The organism is Spirosoma aureum (genome assembly GCF_011604685.1).
Taxonomy (GTDB): Bacteria; Bacteroidota; Bacteroidia; order Cytophagales; family Spirosomataceae; genus Spirosoma; species Spirosoma aureum.
Genome location: NZ_CP050063.1, coordinates 2,528,050 through 2,544,250, shown reverse-complemented (window position 1 = coordinate 2,544,250; position 16,201 = coordinate 2,528,050). Strand labels below are relative to the sequence as shown.

The following is a 16,201-nucleotide window of genomic DNA, read 5'->3' as shown; positions in this document are numbered from 1 at the left end:
TTGGGTCTATAGGCTCAGATAGCTCCGGTTAACAGCTTACGCTGGATTTCCCGATCGCCCTTTTTCACAAATGCGATGGGCACAAAATCATCGGTTGGTGCACCAATGTAGTAGAGCGTCCAATCCTGATCGTAATGGGAGATCATTTCGCGCAGACAGTCCACCCGGTCGAAGGTTGGAATCGTGCAATCGCCCCAGTAAAAAAGCTCCACCCGATAGTGTAGTTCATGTTTTTTACCATTGATCGTTACATCGATTTCGATGTCCTGTTTGCCGGGCGTCGAGGGAATGGGAATAGCAATGTGTGCCATGGTTGTTTAGATTTAGATAGTAAGAGAATCAATTAAACTCTATTCACTTCGCAAGCTTTTCACAGGATTCATCAACGCGGCTTTTACACTCTGAAAACTCACGGTTGCCAAAGCAATAAACACAGTAAAACAAGCCGCCCCTATGAACAGCCACACACTCAGATTTACGTGGAACGGATACATTTCCAGCCAGTTATTCAGTGATAGCCAGGCTATAGGTATGGCTATCAGGATGGCAGGCAGCAGCAACCAAAGCAAATCGCGCGAAAGCAGGGTCGCCACTTCGGCAGTCGATGCACCGAGCACTTTACGAACCCCAATTTCTTTCGTACGTCGTTCGGCCGAGAACGTGGCAATACCAAACAAACCCAGGCACGAGATGAACAGGCATAAACCGGCGGCCCAGCTGATGATTTGCCGTAGACGCGTTTCCAGCTCATACTGCTGCGCAAGAATTGTATCCATAAACTGGTAGTGATAATAATGCTGCGGAACAATCTCGTGGTACATATGGTCGAGCATGGTCAGTGTTCGGGCGCTATTGCCGGGTCGTATTCTGACCCATACCTCACCAAATCCCAGATCCGAATCGCCAATGAAAACCTGTGGCCTGATTGCTTCATGCAACGACGAAAAATGATAATCCCGCACGACGCCCACAACCCGGTACGCCTTGTTCGTACGATCCGGGAAAAAGACCCGTTGCCCGATGGGATTTTTCCAGCCTGCTTCGCGAACAAAGCTTTCGTTGACCAGCGCGTTGTCGAGTGTATCCGATGCATACGCCGTCGAAAAATTTCGACCCTGAGCCAGTTTAATACCCAGCGTCGGCAAATAATTGTCATCAATGCGCAGGTAATTGACGTCCAGCTCTTTGTCGGCAGTCCGTACGCTGGTGTATTCATCAAGCCGGTCTTTAGCCGTAACGCTGACAACATCTGGCTGGCTGGCGAGTTTCTGCCGGAATAGTCGGGCAAAATTGTCATTACCCTCCCGTTGTGGAGGAAGTTCAATCCGAACCAGATGCTCTGGATTATAGCCAAGTTCCTTTGTGGTCAGAAAGTCAAATTGGGCAAAAACGGCCAGCGTTGCTACGATCAGAATAACCGACAGCGCAAACTGCACGACAACCAATCCCTGGCTGAGGTAGTTTTTCCCCGGAAGCCCAACCCGTCCGGACAATACGCGCGACGGATTGAACTTCGACAGGACGAAGGCGGGATATGATCCGGCCAACAGTGCGGTGATGACCAGCAGGCCCACGTAAAGCAGCACCAACCGGGTATCAAACAGATATGACAGACTAAGATTTTGGCCTACAATTGCGTTGACGTATGGTAAAATAAGCTGCGCCAGCACCAGGGCCAGACCGAATGCAAGTGTGCTCAGCAGAAATGATTCGCCTAAAAACTGCTTGATCAACTGGCTTCGCTTTCCGCCGATTACCTTCCGAACGCCCACTTCCCGCGCCCGTCGCAGTGAACGGGCAATGGTCAGATTAACAAAATTGATGCAGGCAATGGTCAGGATAAAAATGGCTATTCCCCCCAGCAGATACAGAACCATGGGACTATTGGGCGAAGCGAGTTCATTGCCGCCACCATAGCTCACCGTTAAATGAATGTCGGCAAGGGGTTGCAGCCCGAATAACCGCTGTTCCTGATAACCGCGCTCCTGAGCTGCTTTGGCTACCTGCTCCCGGCCCAGGACAGCAAATGTCTGAGCCATCTTCTGCTCCACGTTTGCTGTCGATACGCCTGGCCTCAGCACGAAAAACGTGGCGAGATACTGACTGAGCCATTGATCGTCTTTGTAGTTGTTAAATGGCAGCAGCATCTCAAATTGCAGCGACGAATTTGGTCGTGGATTATAGGCAACTCCCGTAACGACAAACGGTTCAAACTTCCCGTTGATCTCTAAACTAAGTCGCTGGCCCAGCGCGTACGTGGTTCCAAAATACTTCTTGGCTCCTTTTTCGGTCAATACCACCGAATTAACCCCTGCAAGTGCTGATCGGGGTGTACCTTCTAGAAGAGGCAGCGAAAACGTCTGAAAGAAATTACTATCTACATAGTGTGCATTCTGAAAGAAGCCTTGGTTGCCCTGACGAACGTTAAACGAAACGCCCATCATCCGTGTTACCGACTCAATTTCGGGAATGCTGGTGGCAAAAGCGGGCCCTTGAACAGCGCCGGTATTACCTGTCCGGTGTTTGATTTCTGTACCGCTGGCATTGGTTGTAGTATTCGTCAACCGGTAAATACGGTCCGCCTTTTCGTGAAATCCATCGAAGGTTACTTCATTTTTAAGGTACAGCGCAATAATCGATACGCAGGTAAGGCCAAGGCTTAAACCCGACAAATTGAGCAGACTGTAAACCCGTTGGTTGACAAGATTTCGCCAGGCGATTTTCAGATAATTCCGGATCATTGAGCGTATTCGTTATTTACTATTTTTAGGGACGCCTATTTCTTTTTCAATCCCATCGATGATCTGCTGCCGTTCCTGCTGCGATTTATCATGGGCATCTACTTTACGTTCATACGTGAACTCTTCGCCATCTTTATTAAACCGATAGCGCAGGAATAGTTGCCCGGATTCTGAATTGTATTTCACCTCTTTGGTATAGGGATTCTTGCCCCCTACTGCCACCGCCTGATTATCACCACTACTCACCGATACAATGGATTGATCACTACTGATGATGGTCATAGGTTCGGGCGAAGTTGGGGGAGTTGGAGCCGATGGGGTTCTGGGAGTCCTCGGCTCACGCGGGGCCAGTGCTGCCCGTGGAGCAATAGGCCGTTTGGGCGGCTCGGGCATTCCCACGTTCAGCGAATCCAGAATATGCTCGCGGAGTGCATTACGCTCATCCCGACTTAACCTGGAGACATCGAAAGTGCGGTCATAGTCAATCGGTTTGCCATCCATAGTGCCGTTTACCCGAATCGATAAGGTTTTGCCATCATCGTTAATGCTTCGACTGATTGAGTTCTTCTGCTGAGCCAGTGCCAGCGATGCAGTAAGGGCGAATAAAGTTGTTACGAGCGTTTTCATACGAATTGTTGTTTATTCAGTTTTCAATGATTTTACCGGATTCATCAGAGCCGCTTTAATGCTCTGGAAACTTATTGTTACTAAAGCGATCCCCACGGCCAGCACACCCGCCAGCGCGAATATCCACCACTCGATGGCAAGCTTATAGGCAAAGCCCTGCAACCACCGGTTCATGGCATACCAGGCCAGGGGCGACGCTATGACAATAGCGATCAGTACCAGTTTCAGGAAGTCTTTAGAAAGCAAGCCTACAATACCACCAACGGAAGCGCCGAGTACTTTGCGGACGCCAATTTCTTTGGTACGCTGTTCGGCCGTAAATGCGGATAGGCCAAACAACCCCAGGCAGGAAATGAAGATGGCTAAAAACGCGAAATAATTCGCCAGCATGCCTACAACGGCTTCGCTTTTATAGAGCTTCTGATATTCATCGTCGGCAAACCGGTACGAAAATGGAAATTTCGGATTCAGTTGTTTCCACAACGTTTCCACACTAGCCAGCGCCTGCTTAGTTTGCCCCGGTTGCGTACGAATCAGGAAATTCTGGGAGCCGGGATTAGTATTTAACCGGATGATCAATGGCGCGATTGGAATGTGCAGCGACTGAAAGTGAAAGTCTTCCATAACACCAATTATTTTTCCCGGCTTACCCCACATCGTAATGGGCTGCCCAACGAGCGACCCGGCCAGTCCGCCGGTGCGGTTTTTATACCCAATGCGCCTGGCCGTGGCTTCGTTGATGAGGTAATTGCTGGTATCTGTACCAAATTCGGGTGAAAAATCGCGGCCCGTTACGTTTACCTTCAGAGTCTTTATCAGATCGTAGCCGACAGCTGTCTGCGTAATTTCAATATTGACGTTCGGATCTTTCCCCGGCCAGGTTACTCCACCCGTACTGCTTCCGATATTTGTCGGAGCTTCCTGCATGGACGATACGGCCAGAATTCCGGGCTGGCGTAACAACTCATCCTTGAAAGTTTTATAGGTCGACAGGGTTGACAGTTCGCCCTCAACCGGAACATAAATCAGGTTCTCGCGCTCATATCCAAGGTTTGTGGTTTGCACATAGTTGACCTGCCGATACACAATGATCGTACCCACAATGAGCAGCATCGACAGCACAAACTGAAACACAACCAGTCCCTGCCGGAATAGTCGTGCGCCAGAGCCGAATTTTAGCGAGCCCTTCAGTACCCGAACCGGCTCAAGCGACGATAGAAACAAGGCAGGATAACTTCCGGCAAGTAAGCCGGTGAGCAATGCCATACTGATCAATATGACCCAGAACGATGGTTGCGTCGTTTGCAGACTGATGTGTTTTCCCGTTAATGAGTTGAATGAAGGCAGCAGGAAGAAAGCAAGAAATAACGCAAACCCTAAAGCCAGAACGGTAAACAATAACGCTTCGCCAATAAACTGCCCGACCAGTAAACTTCGTACGGCGCCAATCACTTTTCGAACGCCCACTTCTTTCGCCCGTTTGATCGAACGAGCCGTGGCCAGATTCATGAAATTGATGCAGGCAATCAGCAAGAGAAAAACGGCAACAATACTAAACAATCGTACATATTCGATGCGTCCGCCATCCTGTTGGCCATTCTTAAAGTTGGAATACAGATAACCGTCGGGATAAGCCTGTAGAAATAACTGCGCATCGAAGTTTTTGCCAATGTCCTTATTATACTTCCGCAAAAACGGTTTGAGCTTAGCGTCGAGGTTTGCTACGTTCGCATCAGGTCGAAGCATGATACGCGTATGCGGACCGTTATTTCCCCACTCTTTCATCCAGGGATTGCGCGCCAGGCAATTCTGCCAGTTGAGCAAAAAATCATAGTTATCCGATGAGTTTTCCGGCAGATTTTCAAAAACGGCCGTAACCTGAAAATCATCCCGATTGTCGATTCGGATGCTTTTCCCCAGAGCTGCTACCGAATTGCCGAAATAGGACTCAGCTACTTTTCTGGAAATAGCAATACCACTCGGCGAACTCAGAGCCGTATTGGGTGTACCGGCCAGAAGTGGTATACTGAACATCTTGAACCAGTCGGCTCCCGCCCAATGGCCGGTTTCTTTGTTAATCTTATCGCCAACGGCAAATGTCATCTGAGCTTCCCAACCCGTATAGCCTGCTGCATATACAATTTCGGGGAATTGCTTTTTCAACTCATCGGGCAACACCCCCGGCGTAAAACGGCCCGCTTCTACCTTCCCATCGTATAGCTGACGTTGCATCACGTTATACAACTGAGGGCCGTTGGCATGGTAATTATCGATGCTCAGCTCATCCTGAATCCAGAGGAAAATCAATAAGCTACAGGCCATGCCAAGGGCCAGCCCCAGAATATTGATGGCCGAGAAGGCTTTATTCCGAATGATGTTTCGCCAGGCGATTTTAAAATAGTTAAAAAGCATCGTTTTAGTAAGTTCAGGTATAGTGAGTGGCTGATTGGCGAACTATTTAGTGGTGATTAACCCGCTCTTATTCAGGCGGCCATTGATCGGACCTGTTGTTACAATCTTCTCGGATTTCGCCCGGCCTCCGATCGTCAGATTTCCGGCTCCCGTCATCGCGATCTGGAGATCATCCACATCAACCGTTAAAAAAGCGTCTCCGGCTCCACTGGTAGCTATGGCGAGCGTTTTACTTTTAATGGTAGACTTTCCGAATAATTTGGAAGCGCCACCAACCGCAATGCTTTTCAGCTGTCGATAGGTCACGTACACCTTAATCTCTTCGCCGTTATAGTCACCCTCCGTTTTTACGGTCAATACGTTATTCTCTACGTTAGTAATAATATCCTTCAGACCAATTCCTTTAACCGACAGTTGAAGGCCTTCTTTTTCGGCCTGCTGAAGGTACACTTGTACTAACCCATCCGTTTTAATCCCGTCAAAAGATTGAATGGATCGCGTTTCTGTTGCTTGTCCATACCCTTTGACAAGCGTTACCAGAAGCAGAATGAGCGTTCCTAAACTCGTGTGTTTTTGCATGTCATGTGTTTTATAAAGACCTATTTCTTTACTCGCTTCTCAGGGATTTCACCGGATTCATCAAGGCGGCTTTGATGCTCTGGAAGCTCACCGTCAATAGCGCAATGCCCACAGCCAGTAAACCCGCCAGCCCAAACGCCCACCAGGGCATATCGATCCGATAGGCAAAGTCCGACAGCCATTGGCTCATGGCATACCAGGCGATGGGCGATGCAATCAGAATGGCCACCAGAACCAATACCAGAAAATCTTTGGAAAGAAGCGCAACCAATCCTGGCACCGACGCACCCAGCACTTTCCGAATGCCAATTTCCTTCGTGCGCAACCGGATAACGTACATCGCCAGCCCAAGCAAACCCATACAGGCAATAAAAATCGCCAGCATGGCAAACAGTCCGAAAATTCGCTGAGCCACCTGCTCTGACTGATACAACGCACTCCAGTCGGTATCCAGGAACGAGAAATGAAAAGGCTGATCGGGCAGATAGCGTTTCCAGACACGCTCGATCTGGCTCACGACTGCCGTTGGTTCATCGGCCTTTATACGAATAACGAGTTCATTATTGGTCCGGCGAAACACCCGGTCATTCAGCACAAAGAGTGGACTAATGCGCTGATGTAGTGAGCCAAAATGAAAATTACGAACCACGCCAACCACGGTGTAGGTTACCGGTGGGCCACCCTGTTGCACGAAGTTGTCAGGACTGATCAGTTGCTTCCCGATGGGGTTCGTCAAGCCTATTTGCCGAACCGCTTCTTCGTTCAGAATAACCGATAGCGAATCATTGCCCGATCGATGGAACGGACGACCGGCCAACATATCCATCTGAAGTGTTTGCAGATAGTTTTCATCAACGACACATCCCCTCCCCGTAACGGTTTCAGTTTCGCCGTTTTTCCGGAATGTGATGCCAAAAAATCCTTCATCGCCCGGTGCACTTGACGTACCTCCAACGCCCGCTACGCCCGCAAGCTGGGATACCTCCTGCTTGAAAGCTTCCGTATTTTTGTCGAGGAAAAACGCGCCTTTTAACTTAACGACCGACTCTTTTGTGAAACCCAGTTCTTTTTGCTGGATAAAATTCAACTGGCTAAATACAACGATGGTGCTCACGATCAGCAGTACTGATACGGCAAACTGAAATACGACCAGTCCATTTCGCAGCCAGTGCCCCTGCCGGGTCGACGAGAATTTACCTTTTAATACTTTGATCGGTTCGAATTTCGACAGGACGCCTGCCGGATAGCTACCCGCCAGCAGACCAACGAATAACGCACCACCTACCAATAACGGCAGCGTTTCCCACCGAACGATCGACCACAATGTGAGCGGCTTACCAGCCAGATTATTGAATGGCGTAAGCACGACAGCCACAATCAGAATGGACACGACCAGACTGAACAGGCTCAACAACACCGATTCGGTCAGAAATTGAGTCGCCAGCTGGCCAGTCGTTGAGCCAAGCGATTTGCGAATGCCTACCTCACGTGCCCGCTCTGATGAACGGGCGGTGGCCAGATTCATAAAATTGATACAGGCAATGACCAGTACGAAAGCCGCAATCACCGAAAAAATTGACACCAGTGAGCGACTTCCATTAGGGTGATACTCTGCTTCCAGGTGCGAGTCAAGGTGTATGCTCCGAAGCGGTTGCAGGAAATAAAAATATCCGTTGCCCGCTTTTACGTACGCTTTGTAGGACACGCCAAAATTCCGTTCAACTTCACCAGCCGCGTATTTCTCTACAACGGCGGGCAATTTTGCCTGAACTGTTTCGGGGGTCGTATTTGGGCGAAGCAACAAATACGTATGAGCCGCAAAACTGATGTGGTTAGGTCGCTCTTCCTGCTGCCCCCGCGTCGACACCAGGAAATTGAACGTAAAATGGGCATTGCGAATAGGGTCAGCACAGATGCCTGTTACTTCAAGTTTAGGCCCCTGGATAATCTCCAGCACCTTTCCGATCGGGTTGGCCGTGCCAAATAGCCGCCGGGCCGTGCGTTCTGTTAAAACGACCGTATTGGGCCGGGTTAGCGCCTGACTGGCCCTGCCACGCAGCAACGGCATCTGAAACACCTGAAAAAAAGTTGAATCCACACCCAGAACACCCCGCTCCTCCACCGTCCGTCCGTCGATTTTGAACAGAGTCGGATTGTTGTTCCCGCCAAAATCAAAAACGCGCGTAGTCTGCTCGATTTCAGAAATTTCCTTTTTAACCGATTGCGCGTAGGATGGTGGAATAATGGCGTATTTCGTACTCCGCCCCGGATAGTTGCGTTCCAGCGCCATGCGGTAAATCCGATCACCATTTGCCCAATGACGATCATAACTCAATTCATCGGATACGTACAGTACAATCAGCAGGCAGCAAGCCATGCCAATAGCCAACCCCGCAATATTGATAGCCGTGTTGGTCCGGTGTTTCGCCAGATTACGAAGTGCGATTTTAAGGTAGTTTCGTAGCATGGTTGTTTAGGTTTTGTCGAAGTGCAAATGGGCCGGGACAGTCTCTACATTACTCGGCTCTCAGACTCTTTACGGGGTTCATCAGGGCGGCTTTAATACTCTGGAAACTCACCGTCAATAGCGCAATGCCAACAGCCAGCAAACCAGCCAGGGCGAACATCCACCACGAAATGTCAATTTTATAGGCAAAGTCGGCCAGCCACTTATTCATCACATACCAGGCAATGGGCGAAGCAATCACCAACGCGATTAAAACCAACCGAACAAAATCGAACGAGAATAAGCCAAAAATGTGGGCGGTGGAAGCCCCTAGTGCTTTCCGGATACCTACCTCTTTTGTGCGCGACTCAGCCATGAAGGCAACAACGCCATAAAGCCCCAGGCAACCAATGAAGATGGCAATGCCTGCCAGCAACTGGAACAATGAATACATGCGCTCCTCGCTCTTGTAGAAATTAGCCAGGGTTTCGTCCAGGAAACTGTACTTGAACACAAAGTCGGGGAAGGTGGCATTCCAGGCCGTTTCCACTTCCTTCAGCAAGCCGCTCACGGCCTCTGCACCACCTTTTTGCATGGAGAGTTTGATGCCCAGGCTTCGATATTGATCACGGTAAGAGGTTAGCACACTCGGCTCGATTCGCTGGTGCAACGAAAAGGCGTTGAAATCCTTCACTACACCCACAATTGGCTTTTTCAGATCTTCGCCGTTAACCCGCATGAACTTCCCAATGACCTGCTCTGGCTTCTGGAAACCCAGCCGCTTCATAAAAGCCTCATTGATCACAAACTCCCGCATTGTATCGCCCGGTTGGTACATCCGTCCGGCAATCAGCTTCAGGCCGTAGGTATGCAGATAAGCCGTATCGGCCGGACGCATAAGAATCCCATAATCAGGCTCTTTCTCATCATTCTCAAAACGAAAACCCGTAGTCCAGTTGCTACTTGATGAAGGTGTCGTCATGCCATAACTCAACGACTGTATGCCGGGCAGTCCGGTCAGTTTGGCTTTCAAACTTTCTAACTGCCCCGGTTTTTTCTCGGGTATCAATACGCTCACTACTGCATCCCGGCTATAGCCCAGATCGGCCGAGCGGAAGTATTTCATCTGGCTGTAGGCAATGATGGTTCCGATGATCAGTATCTGCGAAATGGCAAATTGACCCACAATCAGTCCCCGACGCAGGGTCAGCTGGTTGATGCCCGACGAACCACCCTGACCCGACGCCCGAATTTTACCCTTCAGGGCCAGGATGGGTTGATAACCCGATAACACTAAAGCGGGATAAAATCCGGCAAGGCCGGTAGTGAGTAAGCCCAACGTAACCAAAAAAGCAATCACAACCGGGTCGAACAGGGTTGCCGCACCCGGCTTAATGTTGAGCAACTCACCCACGTAGGGCAGCGATATCTGTGCCAGAAGTAGTGATAAAACCACTGCCATGCCTGTCAGGACACCCGTTTCTCCCAGAAACTGGCGGACCAGTTGGCCACGCGAGCTACCCAACACTTTACGAACACCCACTTCTTTCGCCCGACGGATCGCCTGTGCCGTAGCCAGATTGATAAAGTTTACACAGGCCGTGATCAGAATGAATAATCCGATCAGGCCCATCGCCCAAATCATTTCCTTGCTGACGGTTCGCTTGGCATAATTGTCGGTGCGGGTATCGAAATGAATTTGGGTCAGCGGTTGTAGTTCATAGCTCAGGTCGCGGGCATCGTCGGACTTATGGTATTTTTTGACAAAAGCGGCTAATTGCTGTGTCATTTTTGCGGACTCAATGGCCTGATCATCCGGCGTACCGGGCAGTTTCATATAAATCTGCGCTCCGCCGTAGGTCGACTGCCAATCATCCCAGTTCGTATAAGCCCCGTACTGTTTCAGCGATGCAAAGGATAGTAATACGTCAAACGGTACACTACTCGTAACGGGGGGCTCCTCCACAACGCCTGTAACGACAAAATCCATCTTATTTTCGACGCGCAGGGTCTTGCCGATTGGGTTGCCCGCACCGAAATATTTTTGAGCCATGTGCTCGCTCAATACAACCGTATTTGGATTGGAGATGGATGTTTGCGGACTGCCGCTTTTCCAGGTATAATCGAACAATCGAAAATATTCGGGTTCGACAAAAGCCAGAATGCCATCGCCCTCCTGAAATTTTTTAGTGGCCCGATTTGCTTTATCATTCACCGTTACGACTACATTGGCAATTCGGTGAACCATCGTAACATCATGTTTCAGGCTCGGGAAGTCGGTTCGTAAGGCAGCCAGTGCGGGAAGGGGTATGCCCGCACTCCGCCGGTCGTTGTTCGATTTTTTATTGAACGAGACTATCCGGTAGGTTTGATCAGCGTATGCATTATGCCGGTCAAAGCTCAGCTCATAACGAATCGCCAGAAAGAGAAGCAGGCAGCAGGCCAGACTCAATGTCAGACCTAACACGTTGATGACCGAGTAGTTCCAGTTGCGCTTCAGCGCGCGAAAAGCAGTTGTGAAATAGTTGCGTAACATAAAAAGCGATTATTCGGATCGTAAGGATTTCACAGGATTCATCAGGGCCGATTTAATACTTTGGAAGCTGACCGTCAGGAGCGCAATGGCAACAGCCAGTACGCCCGTCAGGGCAAACATCCACCACGAAATATCGACCTTATAGGGAAAATCGGCCAGCCACTTGTCCATCACATACCAGGCAACGGGCGAGGCCAGCACCAAAGCAATTAATACAAGCCGAACAAAATCGACGGAGAACAAACCGAAAATATGGGTCATCGATGCACCCAGCACTTTTCGAATGCCCACTTCTTTCGTTCGCGATTCGGCCATAAACGCAACGACACCGTAGAGGCCTAAACAACCGATGAAAATAGCAATGCCCGCCAGCAGCCGAAACAGCGAGTACATGCGCTCCTCACTCTTGTAGAAATTGGCAAGGCGCTGATCCAGAAACTCATAGCTGAACACAAAATCGGGGAAAGTCGCATTCCAACTGGTTTCAACCTCACGGATAAAACTGCTGATACCCTCCGTACCGCCCTGTTGGGTCGATAACTTAATCCCGAGAACGTTGTAGGCTCCGCGATTACTGGTTAATAAACAGGCGTTTGTTTGCTGGTGTAGCGAAAACGTGTTGAAATCTTTGACAACCCCAACAATTTGTTTTTTGGGATTTTCCGGCCCGCCCAGCGCTATGTATTTACCCAGGATCTGGCGCGCATCGCGAAGGCCCATTCTCTTGACAAATGACTCATTCACCACATACTCCCGCATGGTGTCGGCAGGTTGATACATCCGACCGGCAATCAATTTCAGGCCGTACGTACTGAAATACGATGTATCGGCGGGGCGCATTACAACACTAAAATCGGCCGGTTTTGGCTCATTCTCATAGCTAAAGCTCGTCCACCAGTTGCCATCTGAGGAAGGCACCGAAATGCTATAACTGAGCGACTTTACGTTGGGCAATATGGCCAGTTTGGCCTTCAGATTTTCCAGTTGCCCCGGTTTACGTTCCGGCACCGGTATTGTCAGGACGGCTTCTTTGTTATAGCCCAGATCGGCAGTACGGACGTACTTCATCTGACTATAGGCAATGATGGTCCCGATGATCAGCATCTGCGAAATGGCAAACTGAAATACAATCAGGCTCCGGCGCAATGTCAACTGACTGCTGCCCGCCATCCGGACTTTTCCACGCAGCGCCAAAACGGGCTGATAACCCGACAACACTAATGCGGGGTAAAAACCAGAAAGCACCGTTGTCAGGAGTGTCAATAAGAAGATAAAACCAATAACGACGGGATCGAACAGCACCAGTGCCGAGGCTTTGATATCCAGCAGTTCCGATACATACGGCAGCGCTAGACTAGCGACTAGAAACGCCAGTCCAACGGCCAGTGTGGTCAAAAATCCCGTTTCGCCCAGAAACTGCCGGACCAGTTGTACGCGCGAACTACCCAGCACTTTGCGTACGCCCACTTCCTTCGCCCGGCGGATTGCCTGTGCCGTGGCCAGATTGATAAAGTTGACACAGGCTGTTATCAGAACAAATAACCCGATTAGCGCCATTGACCAGATCATCTGCCGGCTCACTGTGCGGTTGGCGGAATTGCCCGTGCGCGTGTCAAAATGAATGTTCGTGAGTGGTTGCAGTTCGTACTGAATGTCTTTCGCTTCTTCCGGCTTCATGTATTTCCGGATAAATGGAACCAGTTGCCGTTCCATCTGCGCCGAGGCAACCGTTTCTGGCAAGGCCAGATAAATCTGGGCACCGCTGTAGGTTGATCCCCATTCGTCCCAGCCGCCGTTAGCCCCATACTGTTTCAGGGAAGAGAATGACAGCAACACTTCGAAGGGCAAACTACTCGTAACGGGAGGTGTCTGCACCACACCCGTTACGACAAAATCCATCTTATTTTCGATGCGAATTGTTTTTCCCACGGGATCAGCGCTACCAAAATATTTGTGCGCCATCCGCTCCGACAGAACCACCGTATTAGGATTTTTTACGGCTGTTGCCGGATTTCCTGCTTTCCATTGAAAATCGAACAAGTGGAAATATTCAGGTTCGACAAAGGCGATAACTCCGCCCGCTTCCTGGAACTTACTGGCTTTGTGGTCGCTGACTTTGAGCAATGCGCCATACAGCTCATAAGCCATGGTGACCTGATGCTTTAACTCAGGAAAGTCGTTCCGCAAAGCGGCCAAAGCGGGTAAGGGTATACCCACGTTTCGATCATCGCCTTTCGACCGTTTATTATAGGTAATGAGCCGGTAGGTTCGATCAGCATTGGCATGATGCTGATCGTAGCTCAGTTCGTAGCGAATTGCCAGAAACAGGATCAAACAACAGGCCAGGCCAAATGTCAGCCCGAGGATGTTGATTATGGTATAATTCCAGTTGCGCCTGAGGGCACGTAGTGCGGTAGTGAAATAACTTTTTAGCATAATTATCGCGTCCTTATTCAGATCGTAAACTCTTCACTGGATTCGTTAAAGCCGCTTTCACACTCTGGTAGATCACGGTTGCCCAGCAGATTCCCAGCGTGAGCAGGCAGGCCACCACAAAAACCCATACGCCGATGTCGGTTTTGTAGGGAAAGTTCTGTAGCCATTTATACATGGAATACCAGGCAATCGGAATGGCGATAGGAAATGAGAATAACACCAGTTTGGTAAAGTCTTTCGACAACAGCAGGACAACGCTGGAAATCGATGCACCCAACACCTTGCGCACGCCAATTTCCTTCACCCGTTGCTCCGTCGTGAATGTAGCCAATCCAAACAGGCCCAGACAGGCAATGAGAATGGTCAGGCCCGAGAAGGTCGAGAAAATCCGGCCCCGTAGTTCATCAGCGTGGTATGCCGACTCAAAATCCTGATCCAGAAACCGGTATTCAAACAATCGATCCGGATAGGTTTCACGCCATTTCTGGCCAATGAACGCTACGGTTTTGTCCGCATTTTTCGGCTGTATTTTAATGTGAATGACCGGATTGGCCCGGCGACACATCAGAATCATCGGTTCAATGGGGTTGTAAAGCGACTGCTGATGAAAATCCTTGATTACCCCGATCACCTGTGCTGTGGGCGGGGGCGGGCCCTGCTGATTGCCCTGAGGAAGGCTTCCCAGAATAACCTTTTTACCCAAGGGTTCTTTCCAGCCCATCCGTTCTACCACGGCCTGATTGATAATAACCGAGTTCAGGGTATCTGCCGGGATTTTTTCGGAGAAATCACGACCCGCTACGACTTTCATACCCATCGTTTTCAGGTAATCGTAGTCGATCTGGAAAGGCTTGAATCCCATTTCCTTCAAGCCGGTATTGGACTCGACGGTGAAGATAACCCGGCTGCCAATGTTGCTGGTTGGCGCCGAGGCAGAGGCTACTTCCCGAATGTTCGGATTAGCCAACAGGTCATTCCGTAGCACATTGAACCGCGCTCTGGGTTGCCTATCCTGATAATCGATCGTCAACACCTGTTCCCGGTCGTAGCCTAAATCATGATCCTGCATGAAGTTTAGCTGCTTATACACAATCCAGGTGCAGATAAGCATCGTCAGCGAAATAGCAAACTGGGCAACCACCAACGTTTTTCGGAAGAAACTGCCCCCTTTGGCATTGAATGAGCCTTTGAGTACTGCCGCCGGTTCAAAAGAGGATAAGTAAAAAGCAGGATAGCTGCCACTGATGAAGCCCGTAAACACGACGATGGCCAGGGCAATGAGCATAAACTGCGGTTGTAACAATTCCCCAAACCGGATTTCTTTCCCCGAAACACTATTAAAGAAAGGAAGCAGTAAGACAACCAGAATCAGACTGGCTACCAGCGAGAGAACCGTCATCAGCACCGATTCGGTGATGAACTGCGCCATCAGCCGACCTCGTACTGATCCCATCACTTTTCGAAGCCCTACTTCTTTGGCGCGTTTGGCCGACCGGGCCGTGGCTAAATTCATGTAGTTGATACTCGCCAGCAGCAACATAAAAAAGGCCACCGCACTGAACGTATACACGTAGCCAATGTTCCCATTCGATTCGCCTTCGAGATTTGAGTACAGGTGAATACGGGTCAGTGGTTGCAATTCATAGGTGATTTTAATGCCCATTCGCTTAAAAATCGGCCCTATGTATTTGTCGTAGACCTCAGGAAACTTGCTTTCGAGAATTTTGGTATCGAAATTTTCGGGCAATACCAGATAACTGTATATGTAAAAACCACCCCAGCCAGTTGCCTGGCGTTCGTTCTGGCCCGTAGATAACAGGGCGTTGAACGTGAAGTGAGAGTTCTTCGGCACATCTTCCAGCACACCCGTTACTTTATAGAACGTCGTATCATTGGTTTGAAGCGACTGACCCAGCGCACTACCGGTGCCAAAAAATTTCTGAGCCACCTTTTGAGTCAATACCACGCTACCGGGCTGATCGAGAGCCGTTTTGGCGTCACCTTCGATAAACTTATAGCTAAATACATCGAACACCGTTGAATCGGCGGCATAGATCTCATCTTCGTAAAACCGCTTCTCACCTTGCCGAAACATCATCCGACCATAGGGAAAGAATCGAACGTAATTTTTGACAAACGGATAATCCTGCTTCAGTTGTTTGGCTAAAGGCGGCTGTGTACTGCTCCAGCGATTGACTTTGTCGGGCTCGGTAATGTGCGAAACGATGCGATATATCTGGTTTGCATTCGCATGGTAGCGGTCATAGCTCAGTTCGTCAGTAACATACAGCAACAATAATAAGCCGCATGTGACACCGATGGTCAGGCCCAGAATGTTGATCAGACTGTAGAATTTATCCTTTCGAAGATTCCGCCAGGCAATTTTGAGATAATTAAGTAGCATAGTTGTTGGGGTTTAGGCAC

General features: G+C 49.6%; 9 protein-coding genes. All 9 read right to left on the bottom strand.

The genetic code is table 11. The features are described 5' to 3' along the window. Positions 1–14: 14 nt before the first annotated feature. Genes G8759_RS09990 through G8759_RS09950 form a run of 9 tightly spaced genes read right to left on the bottom strand, consistent with a single transcriptional unit; the run spans position 15 to position 16,181 of the window. Positions 15–311: a hypothetical protein gene (locus G8759_RS09990; RefSeq protein WP_167207505.1), complete on the bottom strand. Its 297-nt coding sequence runs from the start codon at positions 309–311 to the stop codon at positions 15–17. 39 nt (positions 312–350) lie between these two features. After that, positions 351–2,741, bottom strand: a complete 2,391-nt coding sequence (locus tag G8759_RS09985; protein ID WP_167207503.1) for an ABC transporter permease — start codon at positions 2,739–2,741, stop codon at positions 351–353. A gap of 12 nt (positions 2,742–2,753) precedes the next feature. Beyond that, a complete protein-coding gene (locus G8759_RS09980) occupies positions 2,754–3,368 on the bottom strand; it encodes a hypothetical protein (RefSeq protein ID WP_167207501.1) in 615 nt (204 codons plus the stop codon). Positions 3,369–3,380: 12 nt separating this feature from the next. Continuing rightward, positions 3,381–5,780 (bottom strand): ABC transporter permease, encoded by a 2,400-nt coding sequence (locus tag G8759_RS09975; protein ID WP_167207499.1) that lies wholly within the window; start codon positions 5,778–5,780, stop codon positions 3,381–3,383. 42 nt (positions 5,781–5,822) lie between these two features. Further along, the gene (locus tag G8759_RS09970; protein ID WP_167207497.1) at positions 5,823–6,359 is read right to left on the bottom strand and encodes a GIN domain-containing protein; all 537 of its coding nucleotides are present in this window, start codon (positions 6,357–6,359) and stop codon (positions 5,823–5,825) included. A 28-nt stretch (positions 6,360–6,387) separates the two neighbouring features. Next, positions 6,388–8,826 carry an ABC transporter permease gene (locus tag G8759_RS09965; RefSeq protein ID WP_167207495.1) on the bottom strand — a complete coding sequence of 813 codons (2,439 nt, stop codon included), beginning with the start codon at positions 8,824–8,826 and terminating at the stop codon, positions 6,388–6,390. A 49-nt stretch (positions 8,827–8,875) separates the two neighbouring features. Next, entirely contained in the window at positions 8,876–11,341 is a 2,466-nt protein-coding gene (locus G8759_RS09960; RefSeq protein WP_167207493.1) for an ABC transporter permease, read from the bottom strand. 9 nt (positions 11,342–11,350) lie between these two features. After that, positions 11,351–13,777, bottom strand: a complete 2,427-nt coding sequence (locus G8759_RS09955) for an ABC transporter permease (RefSeq protein ID WP_167207491.1) — start codon at positions 13,775–13,777, stop codon at positions 11,351–11,353. 13 nt (positions 13,778–13,790) lie between these two features. Next, positions 13,791–16,181: an ABC transporter permease gene (locus G8759_RS09950; RefSeq protein ID WP_167207489.1), complete on the bottom strand. Its 2,391-nt coding sequence runs from the start codon at positions 16,179–16,181 to the stop codon at positions 13,791–13,793. Positions 16,182–16,201: the final 20 nt, after the last annotated feature.

Bases quoted from the DNA above. Each gene is read 5' to 3' on its own strand.
- G8759_RS09990 (WP_167207505.1), bottom strand. From the start codon at position 311: ATGGCACACATTGCTATTCCCATTCCCTCGACGCCCGGCAAACAGGAC.
- G8759_RS09985 (WP_167207503.1), bottom strand. From the start codon at position 2,741: ATGATCCGGAATTATCTGAAAATCGCCTGGCGAAATCTTGTCAACCAA.
- G8759_RS09980 (WP_167207501.1), bottom strand. From the start codon at position 3,368: ATGAAAACGCTCGTAACAACTTTATTCGCCCTTACTGCATCGCTGGCA.
- G8759_RS09975 (WP_167207499.1), bottom strand. From the start codon at position 5,780: ATGCTTTTTAACTATTTTAAAATCGCCTGGCGAAACATCATTCGGAAT.
- G8759_RS09970 (WP_167207497.1), bottom strand. From the start codon at position 6,359: ATGCAAAAACACACGAGTTTAGGAACGCTCATTCTGCTTCTGGTAACG.
- G8759_RS09965 (WP_167207495.1), bottom strand. From the start codon at position 8,826: ATGCTACGAAACTACCTTAAAATCGCACTTCGTAATCTGGCGAAACAC.
- G8759_RS09960 (WP_167207493.1), bottom strand. From the start codon at position 11,341: ATGTTACGCAACTATTTCACAACTGCTTTTCGCGCGCTGAAGCGCAAC.
- G8759_RS09955 (WP_167207491.1), bottom strand. From the start codon at position 13,777: ATGCTAAAAAGTTATTTCACTACCGCACTACGTGCCCTCAGGCGCAAC.
- G8759_RS09950 (WP_167207489.1), bottom strand. From the start codon at position 16,181: ATGCTACTTAATTATCTCAAAATTGCCTGGCGGAATCTTCGAAAGGAT.